Source organism: Streptomyces sp. P6-2-1 (genome assembly GCF_050613165.1).
Lineage (GTDB): Bacteria > Actinomycetota > Actinomycetes > Streptomycetales > Streptomycetaceae > Streptomyces.
In genome coordinates this window covers 1272253-1286847 of the sequence record NZ_CP192513.1, presented here as the reverse complement: position 1 = coordinate 1286847, position 14595 = coordinate 1272253, and the positions used below count along the sequence as shown (strand labels likewise).

The window sequence follows — 14595 nt, the reverse complement described above, 5'->3', positions numbered from 1 at the left end:
ACGTATGTGCCGCTCAGGCGACGTCCCTCGGGTACAGCTCAGGAGGGAGCTTCGACGCCGCGTCCCGGTCCAGGAGCCACAGGGTGCGGCGGGTGCCGTAGGCGCCCGCGGCGGGGGCCTGGAGTTCGCCGGTGCCCGACAGGGCGATCCGGACCGCCTCGGCCTTGTCCTCGCCCGCCGCGAGGAGCCAGACCTCGCGGGCGGCGCGGATCGCGGGGAGAGTCAGCGAGAGGCGGGTGGGCGGGGGCTTCGGCGCGTTGTGGACCGCGATGACCGTGCGGTCCTTCTCGTGCACGCCGGGCAGCTCGGGGAAGAGCGAGGCCACGTGCGTGTCCGGGCCGACGCCGAGCAGGAGCACGTCGAAGGCCGGAACGGCACCGTGCGAACCGGCGCGCGAGGCCGCGTCGGCCAGCTCGGCCGCGTAGACCTGCGCCGCCGCGTCCGGCTCGTACGGACCGTCCGAAGCGGGCATCTCGTGGACCTGGCCCGGGTCGAGCGGCACCTGCGCGAGCAGCGCCTCGCGGGCCTGCGTCGCGTTGCGCTCGGGGTCGCCGTCGGGCAGGTAGCGCTCGTCGCTCCACCAGATCTCCAGGCGCCCCCAGTCGATCGCGTCGCGCCCGGGCTCCTCGGCGAGCGCGGCGAGCAGCCCGTTGCCGTTGCGGCCGCCCGTGAGGGCGAGGGAGGCGCTGCCGTTGGCCGCCTGGGCCTCGACGATCAGGGTGACGAGGCGTGCGGCGGCGGCGCGCGCCATCTCGGCCTTGTCCTGGTGCACGACGAGTTCGGGCGTGGTGCTCATGACGTGGTCGCCTTCTTCGCTGAGGCGGATGCCGCTGACTTGGCGGGCTTGCGCGCCGCCGTCTTCTTCGCCGCCCCCGTGCCGGGACCCGTGGCCCCCCGCGGTGCCGGTGTTCCCGACTCGGCGGTCTCGGCCGCCTCGGCCGCCGCCTCCTCGGGCGTCGGCGCCGTCTGCGCGTCCGCCGGTTCGTCGAGCTTGTCCACGCCGAACTTGAGCGCGGCCGCGTAGGTGTCGTCCGGGTCGAGCCTGCGCAGCTCCTCGGCGATCAGTTCCGCCGTCTCGCGGCGCTTGAGCGCCACCGCGCGGTCCGGCTGGCCCTCGACGGACAGGGTCGCGAGGGAGCCGTCATTGCGGTCCAGGACGACCGGGCCGCAATCCGTCTCCATGCGCACCGAGGTGAGCCCGGGGCCCTCCGAAGCGGTGCGCTTGACCGGGACGGCGAGGCGGTGGCCGAGCCACATCGCGAGGAGTTCGACGCTCGGGTTGTACTCCTCGCCCTCGACCTCGACGGCGGTGACCTCGCAGGCCACCTGGTCGAGCGCCGCGGCGAGCATCGAGCGCCACGGCGTGATGCGCGTCCACGAGAGGTCGGTGTCGCCGGGCGTGTAGGTCTCGGCGCGGGCCTTCAGCTCGTGGATGGGCTGCTCGGCCGCGTACGAGTCCGTGACCCGCCGCTGCGCGAGGGCGCCCAGCGGGTCCTTCGCCGGGTTCTCGGGCGCGTTGACCGGCCACCACACGACGACGGGCGCGTCGGGCAGCAGCAGCGGGAGCACGACGGACTGGGCGTGGTCGCCCACCTCCCCGTACAGCCGCAGCATGACCGTCTCGCCGGTGCCGTTGCCGGTGTCGCCACCGAGCTGGACCTCGGCGTCGAGGCGGGTCGTGGCGCGGTCGCGGGGGCCGCGCGAGACGCGCCTGATGACGACGAGGATGCGTGAGGGGTGCTCGCGCGAGGCGTCGTGCGCGGCGCGCAGCGCGTCGTAGGCGTTCTCCTCGTCGGTGACGATGACGAGCGTGAGCACCATGCCGACGGTGGGCGCGCCGAGCGAGCGGCGGCCCTCCACGAGTGCCTTGTTGATCTTGCTGGATGTGGTGTCCGTGAGATCGATCTTCATGGCCGCCTCCAGCTCCGTCCGTCACGTCGGAGCATGTCGTCCGCCTCGGTGGGGCCCCAGGTACCCGAGGGGTACTGGGCGGGCTTGCCGTGGCGGTTCCAGTGCTCCTCGATGGGGTCGAGGATCTTCCAGGACAGCTCGACCTCCTCCGTGCGCGGGAAGAGGTTCGCGTCGCCCAGGAGGACGTCGAGGATGAGCCGCTCGTACGCCTCGGGGCTCGACTCGGTGAAGGACTCGCCGTAGGCGAAGTCCATCGAGACGTCCCGTACCTCCATCGAGGTGCCGGGGACCTTCGAGCCGAAGCGCACGGTGACGCCCTCGTCCGGCTGGACGCGGATGACCAGGGCGTTCTGCCCCAGTTCCTCCGTGGCCGTCTGGTCGAAGGGGGAGTGCGGGGCACGCTGGAAGACCACCGCGATCTCGGTGACGCGGCGGCCGAGCCGCTTGCCCGTACGCAGGTAGAAGGGCACTCCGGCCCAGCGGCGGTTGTCGACGCCGAGCTTGATCGCCGCGTAGGTGTCGGTCTTCGACTTGGGGTCGATGCCGTCCTCTTGCAGGTAGCCCACGGCCCGCTCGCCGCCCTGCCAGCCCGCCGCGTACTGCCCGCGCACGGTGTCGCGGCCGAGGTCGGCGGGGAGACGCACGGCGCGCAGCACCTTCGTCTTCTCGGCGACGAGCGCGTCGGCGTCGAAGGAGGCGGGCTCCTCCATCGCGGTGAGCGCCATGAGCTGGAGCAGGTGGTTCTGGATGACGTCGCGGGCGGCGCCGATGCCGTCGTAGTACCCGGCGCGGCCGCCGATGCCGATGTCCTCGGCCATCGTGATCTGCACGTGGTCGACGAAGGAGCGGTTCCAGATCGGCTCGAACATCGTGTTGGCGAAGCGGAGCGCCAGGATGTTCTGGACGGTCTCCTTGCCGAGGTAGTGGTCGATGCGGAAGACCTGGTCGGGGTCGAAGACCTCGTGGACGATCGCGTTCAGCTCCTTGGCCGATTCGAGATCGTGCCCGAAGGGCTTCTCGATGACCGCGCGCCGCCAGGCGCCCTCGGGGGCGTCGGCGAGGCCGTGCTTCTTGAGCTGCTGGACGACGTCGGGGAAGAACCTCGGCGGGACCGAGAGGTAGAAGGCGAAGTTGCCGCCCGTGCCCTGGGCCTTGTCGAGTTCGTCGATCGTGGCCTTGAGGGTCTCGAAGGCCTGGTCGTCGTCGAAGGCGCCCTGGACGAACCGCATCCCCTGGAAGAGCTGCTGCCACACCTCCTCGCGGAAGGGGGTGCGGGCGTGTTCCTTCACGGCGTCGTGGACGACCTGGGCGAAGTCCTCGTCCTCCCAGTCGCGGCGCGCGAAGCCGATGAGGGAGAAGCCCGGCGGCAACAGGCCGCGGTTGGCCAGGTCGTAGACGGCCGGCATCAGCTTCTTGCGCGAGAGGTCCCCCGTGACGCCGAAGATGACCAGGCCCGACGGCCCCGCGATACGCGGGAGCCGTCGGTCCGCGGCGTCACGGAGCGGATTGGCTCCGTGCTGTGCGGTCAAGGTGATCAGCCCTCCGAGGGGGCGAGGCGCTTCAGCTCCGCCTCGGTCGACTTGAGCAGGTCGGTCCAGGAGACCTCGAACTTGTCGACGCCCTCCTTCTCCAGGAGGTCCACGACGTCGTCGTACGAGATGCCGAACTTCGCGAGCCCGTCGATGACGGCCTGCGCCTCCTCGTACGTACCGGCGATCGTGTTCCCCGTGATCCTGGCGTGGTCGCCCACGGCCTCCAGGGTCGCCTCGGGCATCGTGTTCACGGTGTTCGGAGCGACGAGCGAGTCGACGTACAGCGTGTCGGGCAGGGCCGGGTCCTTGACGCCGGTCGATGCCCACAGCGGACGCTGCTTGTTCGCGTGCGCCTTCTCCAGGGCGGCCCAGCGCTCGGAGGCGAAGACCTCCTCGTACGCCTGGTAGGCGAGGCGCGCGTTGGCGACGGCGGCCTTGCCCTTGGCGGCCTTGGCCTCCTCGGTGCCGATCGCGTCGAGGCGCTTGTCGACCTCGGTGTCGACGCGCGAGACGAAGAAGGAGGCCACCGAGTGGATCTTGGAGAGGTCCAGCCCCGCGGCCTTCGCCTTCTCCAGACCCGCGAGGTAGGCGTCCATCACGAGGCGGTAGCGCTCCAGGGAGAAGATCAGCGTCACGTTGACGCTGATGCCCCGGCCGATGACCTCGGTGATCGCGGGCAGACCGGCCTTCGTCGCCGGGATCTTGATGAAGGTGTTCGGGCGGTCGACGAGCCAGGCGAGCTGCTTGGCCTCGGCGATGGTGGCGCGCGTGTGGTGGGCGAGGCGCGGGTCGACCTCGATGGAGACCCGGCCGTCGGTGCCGCCGCTCGCGTCGAAGACGGGGCGCAGCACGTCGGCGGCGTCACGGACGTCGGCGGTGGTGATCATGCGGATCGCCTCCTCCACCGTGACGCGGCGCGAGGCGAGGTCGGTGACCTGGGTGTCGTACCCGTCGCCCTGCGAGATGGCCTTCTGGAAGATCGACGGGTTGGTCGTGACACCCACGACGTGCTGATCGTCGATCAGCTCGCTCAGGTTGCCGGACGTGATGCGCTTGCGCGACAGGTCGTCCAGCCAGATCGCCACGCCTTCGTCGGAGAGGCGCTTGAGTGCGTCTGTCATGGAAATTGCATCTCCTCGTAGAGTGTCTGTTCGCGTCAGCGCCGGGCGGCGTCGAGAGATTCCCGCGCGGCGGCGGCGACCGCCTCGCCGGTGAAGCCGTACTCGCGGAAGAGCAGCTTGCCGTCCGCCGAGGCACCGAAGTGCTCCAGCGAGACGATGCGGCCCGCGTCGCCCACGAAACGGTGCCAGGTCAGGCCGATACCGGCCTCCACGGCGACCCGCGCCTTGACGGCGGCCGGAAGCACGGACTCCCGGTACCCCGCGTCCTGGTCCTCGAACCACTCGACGGAGGGCATCGAGACGACACGCGCGGCCACGCCCTGCGCACGGAGCAGCTCACGCGCCTCGACGGCGAGCTGCACCTCGGACCCCGTCCCGATGAGGACGACGTCGGGCGTGACGGTCCTCCCCTCGGCGTCCTCGGCGTCGAGCAGGACGTAGCCGCCCTTCGCCGCGTCCTCGTTCGGCGCGTACGTGGGCACGCCCTGCCGGGTGAGGATCAGCGCGTGCGGGTGACCCTCGCCGTACACCTTGGTGTAGCGGCGCAGGACCTCGCGCCAGGCGATCGCGGTCTCGTTCGCGTCGGCCGGGCGGACCACGTTGAGCCCGGGGATGGCGCGCAGCGAGGCGACGTGCTCGACCGGCTGGTGGGTCGGGCCGTCCTCGCCGAGGCCGATCGAGTCGTGCGTGAAGACGTACGTGACCGGCAGCGTCATGAGCGCGGACAGGCGGACCGCGTTGCGCATGTAGTCGGAGAACGTCAGGAACGTACCGCCGAAGGCGCGCGTGTTGCCGTGCAGCGTGATGCCGTTCAGCTCCGCGGCCATCGCGTGCTCGCGGATACCGAAGTGCACGGTACGGCCGTACGGGTCGGCCTCGGGGAGCGGGTTGCCCTCCGGGAGGAACGACGAGGTCTTGTCGATCGTCGTGTTGTTCGAGCCCGCGAGGTCGGCGGAACCGCCCCACAGCTCGGGGATCACCGGGCCGAGCGCCTGGAGGACCTTGCCGGAGGCGGCGCGCGTGGCGAGCGAGGTGCCGGTCTCGAAGACGGGGAGGTGCTCCTCCCAGCCCTCGGGCAGCTCGGTCGCTGCGACGCGGTCGAAGCGGGCGGCGTGCTCGGGGTTGGCCGCGCGCCAGTCGGCGAAGCCCTTCTCCCACTCCGCGCGCTGCGCCTTGCCGCGCTCCAGGGCCCCGCGGGTGTGTGCGAGGACCTCGTCGGCGACGTCGAAGTGCTTCTCGGGGTCGAAGCCGAGGACGCGCTTGGTCGCCGCGACCTCCTCCTCGCCGAGCGCCGAGCCGTGCGCGGCCTCGGTGTTCTGCGCGTGCGGGGCAGGCCAGGCGATGATCGAGCGCATCGCGATGAAGGAGGGGCGCTCCGTCTCGGCCTGCGCGGCCTGGATCGCGGCGTAGAGCGCGGCCGGGTCGAGGTCGCCGTTGGCCTGCGGCTCGACGCGCTGCACGTGCCAGCCGTACGCCTCGTACCGCTTCGTGGTCTCCTCGGAGACGGCGGTCTCGGTGTCGCCCTCGATCGAGATGTGGTTGTCGTCCCACAGCAGGATCAGGTTGCCGAGCTTCTGGTGCCCGGCGAGCGAGGACGCCTCGGCGGAGATGCCCTCCTGGAGGCAGCCGTCCCCGGCGATCACGTAGATGCGGTGGTCGAAGGGCGAGGTGCCCTGCGGCGCCTCGGGGTCGAAGAGCCCGCGCTCGTAACGTGCCGCCATCGCCATGCCCACGGCGTTGGCCACACCCTGGCCGAGCGGCCCCGTCGTCGTCTCGACGCCCTTGGTGTGCCCGTACTCCGGGTGCCCCGGGGTCTTCGAGCCCCACGTGCGGAAGGCTTCCAGGTCCGGCAGCTCCAGGCCGAAACCGGCCAGGTACAGCTGCGTGTAGAGCGTGAGCGAGGAGTGGCCCGCGGACAGCACGAAACGGTCGCGCCCGGTCCAGTCCGGGTCAGCGGGGTCGTGCCGCATCACCTTCTGGAAGAGCGTGTACGCGGCCGGGGCCAGGCTCATCGCCGTGCCGGGATGGCCGTTGCCGACCTTCTGCACGGCGTCCGCGGCCAGTACACGCGCGGTGTCTACGGCCCGCTGATCCAGTTCGGTCCACTCGAAATCTGTGGTGGTCGGCTTGGTGCTCACCCTGAGTCAGGGCTCCTCTCCACATGTCGAATGCCGGTGACTTTGCGTACACCGGACGGCGTCGAGCCTACCCCTGGAAACGTCCGCGTCTCCGCGCCTGATTCCCAGGGTGCCGAAGACGGGCCCAATCCGCCTGTCGAAGCCCCACAACCCTTGTCCCGCCTGCCCAGAAAGCCTTCGCGGCACACCGCGACATCTGTGCCGCGACACGCTCATTCCAGCGCCCGCACGTGCGCCCGTGCGCTCATCCGCGCCGGGCCCCGCGCGAGGCGACCGAGCGTCACCGAAAGGGTCGCTCCGTACGGCGATCGGAGGGCGCGGCCGCTCCCGTGCGCGCCCTCGCCGGGGCCCGTGTCCGTCGCCGTCCTGCCCGCTCGCACACGCGCGCGGGATGCCCAACACGAGCGACCCCCGCGAAGGGCCGAAGAGGGGGGCCGTCTAGAGTGGCGTGGTACGCGTGAGCCCCCCTTTCCGGTGCCAATCCGGACGCTCTCGGGTGGGCTCGCTTGAGAAAAGTCTCTGTCAGGGGTGTGCGTGACGGCCGTTGAATCCCGTCCAGCGGGAGCGCTCGGGACGAGCACGGGCCAGCGGCCGACCGGGGCCCGGCTCAAGGGCTTCGTGGCGCTGACCAAGCCGCGGATCATCGAGCTGCTGCTCATCACGACCGTGCCGGTCATGTTCCTCGCGGAACAGGGCGTGCCCGACCTGTGGCTCGTCTTCGTGACGTGCTTCGGCGGGTACCTCTCCGCGGGCGGCGCCAACGCTCTCAACATGTGGTACGACCGCGACATCGACGCCCTGATGGACCGTACGTCGCAGCGACCGCTCGTCACCGGGCTCATCTCACCGCGCGAGGGCCTCGCCTTCGGCCTCGGTCTCGCCGCGGTCTCCACGGTGTGGTTCGGCCTCCTCGTCAACTGGCTCTCGGCCGCTCTCTCGCTCGGCGCGATCGTCCTGTACGTCGTCGGCTACACGATGATCCTCAAGCGCCGCACCGCGCAGAACATCGTGTGGGGCGGGGTCGCGGGGTGCATGCCGGTCCTCATCGGCTGGTCGGCCGTGACGGACTCGGTCTCCTGGGCCGCCGTCATCCTCTTCCTCGTCATCTTCTTCTGGACGCCGCCGCATTACTGGCCGCTGTCCATGCGCGTCAAGGACGACTACGCGCGCGTCAACGTGCCGATGCTCCCGGTCATCGCCGGGAACAAGGTCGTCGCCAAGCAGATCGTGCTCTACAGCTGGGTCATGGTCGTGGTCTCGCTCCTGCTCACGGTGCTCGGCTACACCGGCTGGTTCTACACGGTCGTCGCGCTCCTGTCGGGCGGCTACTGGCTGTGGGAGGCGCACGGCCTCCTCCACCGGGCCAAGGGCGAGATCACGGGCGCGAAGCTCAAGGAGATGCGGCTCTTCCACTGGTCGATCACGTACGTGTCGATCCTCTTCGTCGCTGTCGCGATCGACCCTTTCCTGCGCTGACCCGGGCGGGGGTGATCCCGCCAGGTGGCCCCGTCGTCCTTCTCCGGACGGCGGGGCCTCTTGTCGTACCGGTGGCTGTACCGGTGGCCGTACTGGTGTCCGTTCCCGTGGCCGTACCGGTTGTCGTACGCGGGCCTACTCGTGGGTAGCATGCCTGGCATGGCAGACAACACCGAGCAGAGCGCCACCGCGGCGACCGCGGCCCCCGCCGCCGACAAGCGGCAGGCCGCGCGCCTGGAGCGCAGGGCCGCGAGGCTCGCCAAGCAGATCGGGTCCTTCGCCCGCCGCCACGGCGGCGCCGAGGGACAGCTCGCCTACGTCGGGCAGCGCGGCACGCGCATCGTCCTGGTCGGCGAGGACGGCCGCTGGGGCGACCTCTTCGCGCACGACGCGGGCGTGGCGCGCGATGCCGTCGCACGGGCCGGGATCACGCTGCACGACGAGTTCGACGGCGACTTCGCCGCGAAGGTCACGACGGGCCCGTACGAGTGGAAGCGGATGGCGGGGATTCAGGTGGGTGGGTGAACCTTCCCGCGTGAGGGGCACCCGCCGGGCGTTTCGGGGCCCCACCAGGGGCCCCGCTCCTCACCCCCGAGAGACCTGAGCCCGGCGGGCGCCTCCGGACCGGGTGGCCTGGATACGCCGACACCGCGGGCCCCCTTCTCCGTTAGACCTCCCGAGGGCCGCCCGGACAGGCCGGGGGGCAGGACGCCCCGGGGGTCCCCATGATCGAGACACCGCCGCTGGTGGACCAGTACTGCCAGGGGGTGCGCCGCGAGGAGCTGGGCCTCGGGACCTTCGAGGCGCTGCTCGGGCCCGGGGGCGGGGCACCCGCGGCCGGGACGACCTTCTTCGACACGCAGACCGGGTTCGCGCTGCGCCGCTGGTGCCCGCCGCTGCTCGGCCTCGCGCCGCACAGCCCGCCCGCGCACTACCTCGCCAGGCGCAGGGAGCTGGGGGCCCTGGAGACGGAGCGGCGCCTGCTGCGCGGCAGCGGCACCGCCACGTACCTCGTCGACACCGGGCCGCCGCTCGGCCTCACCCCGCCCGGCGAACTCGCGGCGACCGCCGACGCGCACGCCCGCGAGATCGTGCGGCTCGAACAGCTCGCCGAACAGACCGCCGACACCTCCGGCAGCGTCGAGTCCTTCCTGCGCCACCTCGCCGAGTCCGTGCACGGCGCCGCGGCGACCGCGGTCGCCTTCGCCTCCGTGACCCCGCCCCTGCGCCGGGTCCCGCTGCTCCCCGAGCCGCCCTCGCCCGTCGAGGTACGGGCCGCTGCCGGCGCGTGGCTCGCCGCCAGGCAGCGCCCGCCGGGCAGCGCGGGCCCCGCCGATCCCGCCGGGCCCTCCCCGCTGCTCGGGGCGCACCTGCTGTGGCTCGCGCTCTCCTCGGGAAGGCCGCTCCAGCTCCACACGGGCGAGGCCCCGCCCGAGCCGCGCGCGCTCGACGCCTTCGCCACGGCGACCGCCGGGCTCGGCACCCCGCTCGTCCTGCTGCCCGGCTACCCCCACCACCGCCCGGCCGCCCGTCTCGCGGGACTGCACGCGCACGTCCACGTCGACCTGGGCCCCGCGCTCAGCGGGACGGGCGCGCGGGCCGCTGGGCTGCTCGCGGAGTTCCTGGAACTGGCCCCCTTCGGGAAGCTCCTCTACTCAAGCGGCGCGCGTGGCCTGCCCGAACTGCACGTCGTCGCCGCCCGGCAGTTCCGCGAGGCGCTGGGGCGGGTGCTCGGCGCCTGGGTCGCCGACGGCGCGTGGAGCGCGCGGGACGGGGAGCGGGTCGCGGGGCTGCTGGGGGCGGGGAACGCGCGGCGGGTGTACGGGCTGGAGGAGTGAGGGGCGCGGGCGGCGCGGGGGTACGGCGGGGGTGCCGGGGCCTCAGCTCGTACCGGCTCGCCTCACGCCGCCGTCAGCTGCGAGGTGCCGGTGGCGTCCTTGCGGGGCAGCGGGCCGGTGCCCGGCTCCGTGTGGGGGCGCTCGCGCAGGGCGAGGAGGACGCGCAGGGCGCCGATCCAGACGAGGGTCGAGCCGAGCATGTGGGTGCCGACGAGGATCTCGGGCAGGTCGGTGAAGTACTGCACGTAGCCGATGACGCCCTGGGCCATGAGGACCAGGAAGAGGATGCCCGCCTTGTTGCGCGGCCCCACCGGCGCGTCGACCGCCTTCAGGACGCCCCACAGCGCGGCCGTCAGGAGGCACGTCGCCCAGGCCAGCGCCGCGTGGACGCGTGCCGTGCCCGTCCAGCCGCCGAGCCAGTCCAGCGACATGCGCGGCACGTCGGACGAGTCGCCCGCGTGCGGACCCGTACCGGTGACCAGGGTGCCGACCGCGATGAGGAGCGCCGTCACGACGACGAGGACCCACGCGAGGCGCACGACCTTCGGCCCGGCGAGCGGGCGCGGTGCCGCGTCGCCCTCGCGGCTGCGCTGCCACATGAGGGCGGCGACGGCGATGAGCGCGGAGGAGAGCAGGAAGTGCGCGGCGACCGTGTAGGGGTTGAGGCCCACGAGCACGACGATCCCGCCGAGCACCGCGTTGCCCATGACGAGCCAGAACTGCGCCCAGCCCAGGCGCGTGAGCGCGCGGCGGCGCGGCTTCGCGGCGCGCGCGGCGATGATCGCCCAGCCGACGGCCGCGCACAGCACGTACGTGAGCATCCGGTTGCCGAACTCGATGACCCCGTGGAAGCCCATCTCGCGGGTCGTGGTGAGCGAGGTGTCCGTGCACTGCGGCCATGTCGGGCAGCCGAGCCCGGAGCCCGTGAGCCGCACCGCGCCACCGGTCACGACGATGACCACGGTCATCATCAGGGCGAGCAGCGCGGCCCGCTCCACGGTCCGCTGACGCGGCGTGTAGCGGGCGGCGATGAAGGCGAGCGGATTGCGTGCGGCCTCGGAGAGGTCGGCGGCAGTCATTTTCGGCACGGGCCTCATGCTAGGCCGTCGCTTGTGCACGGATTCACTTGGGTCGCATGTCGGGCACGGGAGCCTTCTCACGCCCCCGTGAGCAGCTCGGCGAGCGCCTTCGCGTTGGGGCGCGCGTCGCCGTAGGCGCACACGAGACGCCGGGCCCGGGGCAGGTCGTCGGGGCCGGCGGGCCAGCCGAGGCACACGACGAGCGCGTCCGGGTGGGCGTCGATGAGCGCGTCGAGCGCCTTCGCCTGCTCGGGGTCGGCGTGCGGGGTGCCGACGAGGATCACGTCGGCCGCTTCGGGCAGTACGGGACCGGCCGCGCTCTCCTCGGTGACCCTGCCCTCGGTCGCCTCGCCGCGCGCGAAGACCCGCGTGAGCCTCGCGCCGGGGGCACGGGCGAGGAGCGCGTCGGTGACATGGTCGCTGAGCTTCCCGCTCGCGATGTTGCGGCGGCGGCGTACGTCCACGAGGTGCACGGAACCGGTCAGCGTGCCCGCGACGTCGCCGCGCACGGTCAGCGCCAGGCGCGCCGCCGCTTCGCTCGCCTCGTGCCCCGCGGCCAGGACCGCCTCGTCGACGGGCGCGGTTCGGTGCCGCGCGCTCCACGCCGCGAGGTCCCGTACCCGCGCGGCCGCCTGCGCGAGGCGCGCCCGGGGCAGCCGCCCTTCGGTGACGGCGGCGGTGATCGCGTCGAGCGCGGTACGGAAGTCGCGCTCCCCGTCGTCGCTCCCGCCGTCCTCGCCGCGCAGCGGCATCCCGGGGTTGCCGAGGCAGACGAGGTCGACACCGGCGGCGAGCGTGCGCACGACGCCCTCCGCGAAGCCGACCGTGCGGCTGATGGCGCGCATGTCGATCGCGTCCGAGACGACGACGCCGGTGAAGCCGAGGTCCTCGCGCAGCAGGCGCAGCACCGCGGGGCTCAGGGTCGCGGGGGCGTCGTCGAGCGCGGGGAAGACGATGTGCGCGGTCATGATCGCCCGCGCGCCCGCGGCCACGGCGGCGGCGAAGGGCACGAGTTCACGGGTGCGCAGGGTCTCGGGGCTCACGTCGACGACCGCGAGCCCCGCGTGCGTGTCGGTCCTCGTGTCGCCGTGCCCCGGGTAGTGCTTGGCGCACGCGGCGACGCCCTCGGCCTGCGCGGCCGCGACGAAGGCGGCGACGTGCCGCCCGACGAGGTGCGGCTCGGCGCCGTAGGAGCGGACGCCGATGACCGGGTTGGCCGGGTCGGCGTTGACGTCGGCGACGGGGCCGAGGACGAGGTCGGCGCCGTGCGCGCGTACCTCCTGCGCGACCGAGCGCGCGACGGCGGCGGTCAGCGCCGGGTCGTCGGCGCGCCCGAGCGTCGCCGCGCCCGCGTGCGGGGAGCCGTCGGCGACGTGCAGGCGCGTGACGGTGCCGCCCTCCTCGTCGAGCGCGACGAGGACGTCACCCGCCGCGTGGAGCCGCGCGGCGAGCGCGGCCGTCTCCGCGCGGTCCGTGACGTTGTGCCCGAACCAGCAGACCGAGCCCAGGCCCTCGCCGATCGCGGCGAGCAGCCACGCGGGCGGCCCGCTCCTCCCCGTACCGCCGAAGCCCGGCATGAGGACGGTGTGCGCGAGGCGGCGCAGGTCCGGGTCCACGTCGGTCACTTACTTCACCGCTCCGGAGACGAGGCCGGAGGTCAGCCGGCGCTGGGCGAGTACGAAGACGACCATGACCGGGATCGTCACGAGCGTGGACGCGGCCATGAGCCCGCCCCAGTCGTTCGTGTTCTTGCCGAGGAACTGTTCCAGGCCCACGCCCACGGTCATCATGTTCTCGTCCGACATGAACGTCAGCGCGAAGGTGAACTCCTCCCAGGCCATGACGAAGGCGAAGGCGCTCGTCGCGATGAGCCCGGGCGTCACGAGCGGCAGCAGCACGGAGCGGAACATCCGCCACCACGAGGCGCCGTCCACGTACGCGGCCTCCTCGACCTCGACGGGGACGGCGGCGACGAAGCCGCGCAGGTTCCAGATCGCGAAGGGCAGCGAGAAGGCGGTGTAGACGATCGCGAGGCCGAGGAGCGAGTTGAGCATCTTCAGGTCCTTCATCTGAAGGAACAAGGGGATGACCAGGGCCTCGGCGGGGAGCATCTGCACGACGAGGATCAGCACCATGATCGTCGTGCGCATCCGGAAGCGGAAGCGGGCCATCGCGACCGCGCCGAGCAGCGCGAGCAGGCCCGAGGCCACGACCGTGATGAGCGTGACGACCGCCGAGTTGAGCATGAAGGTGCCGAAGCCGCCGTCGCCCAGCGCGTCCGTGAAGTGCGCGAAGGTGAAGTGGGTCGGGAAGAGGCTGTCGGTGCCGGAACTGGCGCGGCCGTTGAGGGCCGTCGAGAGCATGAACCAGACCGGGAAGAGGGTGAAGACCAGGAGCGCGACGACCGCCACGTACTTACCGGTCCTCGCCCAGCCGCGCCCCGGGGCCTTCGCCGCCTTCGCCGGGGCCTGCGCGGTCGTGCCCGCGGACTGCGGGACGGCGAGCTGAGCGCTCATCGCAGCTCATCCTCCTTGAACAGCATCCGCAGGTACACCGCGGTGATCAGCAGCAGGACAGCGGTGAGCAGGACGGCGATCGCCGCGCCGAGCCCGTACTCGTTCTGCGTGATGGCCTTCATGTACGACCACACACCCAGGTTGAGGATCTCCGGGTTGGTCCCGGAACCTCCCGGCATGAGGTAGATCTGTGTGAAGACCTTGAAGTCCCAGATGGTCGAGAGGATCGTCACGACGGCGAAGGCCGGGCGCAGCACGGGGAAGGTGATGTGCCAGAAGCGCTGCCAGGCGCTCGCCCCGTCGAGCCGCCCCGCCTCGTGCAGCTCGGGCGGCACGGTGGTGAGCGCCGCGAAGAGCGTGATGGCGATGAAGGGGAAGCCGTGGTGGATGACGTTCAGCTCGGCGATCCCGTAGAACGAGAGCCGCTCGGTGAACCAGTTGAAGCCGTCGGGGCCGAGGATGCCGACGTCCTGGAGGACGCGCCGGACGAGCCCCGAGTCGGGGTCGAAGATCCACACCCACACGTAGGTGCCCGTGACCGCGGGCATCGCCCAGGCGACGAGCGAGGAGCCGATGACGACGGCGCGCAGCTTGGGGCCGAGGTTCTGGAGCAGCAGCGCGACGAGTGTGCCGAGGACGATCGTGCCGAGCACGGCGAAGACGGCGAAGAGGACGGTGTTGGGCAGGACCGTCTTCCACAGGTACGAACCGCCGAGCACCTCGCGGTAGTTGTCGAGTCCGACGAAGCGGGGCCTGCCGGAGATGATCTCCTTGAGCCCGTACGTCTGGAAGGACAGGTACACGACCCGGATGATCGGGTAGAGCAGCAGGATCGCGATGACGAGCAGCGGCGCCGCGAGCAGCAGCCAGGGGCGCAGCCGCTTCATCAGCACCGTTTTGCGCGGTGGGCGCCGCGCGCCCGGCACTCCCGCCGCGGGGGCGGGAGCTGCCGGACGCGCGTCGGTGAGGGCGACGTTCCCCACG

12 protein-coding genes are annotated in these 14595 nt (G+C 72.2%); 3 read left to right on the top strand and 9 right to left on the bottom strand.

The annotated features are described in order from the left end of the window. Window positions 1–13: 13 nt before the first annotated feature. The 5 genes from pgl to tkt are packed head-to-tail and all read right to left on the bottom strand — an operon-like array spanning window position 14 to window position 6702. Window positions 14–796, bottom strand: coding sequence for a 6-phosphogluconolactonase (gene pgl, locus ACQYWQ_RS05730; RefSeq protein ID WP_431032800.1), 783 nt, complete (start codon window positions 794–796; stop codon window positions 14–16). Continuing rightward, window positions 793–1911: a glucose-6-phosphate dehydrogenase assembly protein OpcA gene (opcA, locus tag ACQYWQ_RS05725; protein ID WP_431032799.1), complete on the bottom strand. Its 1119-nt coding sequence runs from the start codon at window positions 1909–1911 to the stop codon at window positions 793–795. Before opcA ends, pgl begins: the two co-directional genes overlap by 4 nt. Then, a complete protein-coding gene (gene zwf, locus ACQYWQ_RS05720; protein ID WP_431032798.1) occupies window positions 1908–3440 on the bottom strand; it encodes a glucose-6-phosphate dehydrogenase in 1533 nt (510 codons plus the stop codon). The genes opcA and zwf overlap by 4 nt, the downstream gene beginning before the upstream one ends. 5 nt (window positions 3441–3445) lie before the next feature. Continuing rightward, window positions 3446–4564 (bottom strand): transaldolase, encoded by a 1119-nt coding sequence (gene tal, locus ACQYWQ_RS05715; RefSeq protein WP_431032797.1) that lies wholly within the window; start codon window positions 4562–4564, stop codon window positions 3446–3448. Window positions 4565–4599: 35 nt separating this feature from the next. Continuing rightward, on the bottom strand, window positions 4600–6702 hold the full coding sequence (tkt, locus tag ACQYWQ_RS05710) for a transketolase (protein ID WP_431032796.1): 2103 nt from the start codon (window positions 6700–6702) through the stop codon (window positions 4600–4602). Window positions 6703–7236: 534 nt separating this feature from the next. Between tkt and ACQYWQ_RS05705 the strand changes: the two genes are divergently transcribed. From ACQYWQ_RS05705 to ACQYWQ_RS05695, 3 genes are all read left to right on the top strand, one after another. Then, the gene (locus tag ACQYWQ_RS05705; protein ID WP_431032795.1) at window positions 7237–8178 is read left to right on the top strand and encodes a heme o synthase; all 942 of its coding nucleotides are present in this window, start codon (window positions 7237–7239) and stop codon (window positions 8176–8178) included. Between the two features lie 159 nt (window positions 8179–8337). Beyond that, the gene (locus tag ACQYWQ_RS05700; protein ID WP_431032794.1) at window positions 8338–8703 is read left to right on the top strand and encodes a hypothetical protein; all 366 of its coding nucleotides are present in this window, start codon (window positions 8338–8340) and stop codon (window positions 8701–8703) included. A gap of 200 nt (window positions 8704–8903) precedes the next feature. Beyond that, complete coding sequence (locus tag ACQYWQ_RS05695) at window positions 8904–10016, top strand: amidohydrolase (RefSeq protein WP_431032793.1); 1113 nt, start codon at window positions 8904–8906, stop codon at window positions 10014–10016. Window positions 10017–10078: 62 nt separating this feature from the next. On the opposite strand, the gene ACQYWQ_RS05690 is transcribed toward ACQYWQ_RS05695, so the two are convergent. The 4 genes from ACQYWQ_RS05690 to ACQYWQ_RS05675 are packed head-to-tail and all read right to left on the bottom strand — an operon-like array spanning window position 10079 to window position 14594. Next, window positions 10079–11113 carry a COX15/CtaA family protein gene (locus ACQYWQ_RS05690; protein ID WP_431032792.1) on the bottom strand — a complete coding sequence of 345 codons (1035 nt, stop codon included), beginning with the start codon at window positions 11111–11113 and terminating at the stop codon, window positions 10079–10081. A 59-nt stretch (window positions 11114–11172) separates the two neighbouring features. Next, entirely contained in the window at window positions 11173–12720 is a 1548-nt protein-coding gene (locus tag ACQYWQ_RS05685) for a glycoside hydrolase family 3 N-terminal domain-containing protein (protein ID WP_431032791.1), read from the bottom strand. Beyond that, the gene (locus ACQYWQ_RS05680) at window positions 12721–13611 is read right to left on the bottom strand and encodes a carbohydrate ABC transporter permease (protein WP_431032790.1); all 891 of its coding nucleotides are present in this window, start codon (window positions 13609–13611) and stop codon (window positions 12721–12723) included. After that, the gene (locus ACQYWQ_RS05675; RefSeq protein ID WP_431032789.1) at window positions 13608–14594 is read right to left on the bottom strand and encodes a carbohydrate ABC transporter permease; all 987 of its coding nucleotides are present in this window, start codon (window positions 14592–14594) and stop codon (window positions 13608–13610) included. The genes ACQYWQ_RS05680 and ACQYWQ_RS05675 overlap by 4 nt, the downstream gene beginning before the upstream one ends. Window position 14595 lies beyond the last annotated feature (1 nt).

Excerpts from the sequence above, each read along its gene's own strand:
- pgl (WP_431032800.1), bottom strand. The coding sequence starts at position 796 with ATGAGCACCACGCCCGAACTCGTCGTGCACCAGGACAAGGCCGAGATG.
- opcA (WP_431032799.1), bottom strand. The coding sequence starts at position 1,911 with ATGAAGATCGATCTCACGGACACCACATCCAGCAAGATCAACAAGGCA.
- tal (WP_431032797.1), bottom strand. The coding sequence starts at position 4,564 with ATGACAGACGCACTCAAGCGCCTCTCCGACGAAGGCGTGGCGATCTGG.
- ACQYWQ_RS05700 (WP_431032794.1), top strand. The coding sequence starts at position 8,338 with ATGGCAGACAACACCGAGCAGAGCGCCACCGCGGCGACCGCGGCCCCC.
- ACQYWQ_RS05695 (WP_431032793.1), top strand. The coding sequence starts at position 8,904 with ATGATCGAGACACCGCCGCTGGTGGACCAGTACTGCCAGGGGGTGCGC.
- ACQYWQ_RS05690 (WP_431032792.1), bottom strand. The coding sequence starts at position 11,113 with ATGAGGCCCGTGCCGAAAATGACTGCCGCCGACCTCTCCGAGGCCGCA.
- ACQYWQ_RS05680 (WP_431032790.1), bottom strand. The coding sequence starts at position 13,611 with ATGAGCGCTCAGCTCGCCGTCCCGCAGTCCGCGGGCACGACCGCGCAG.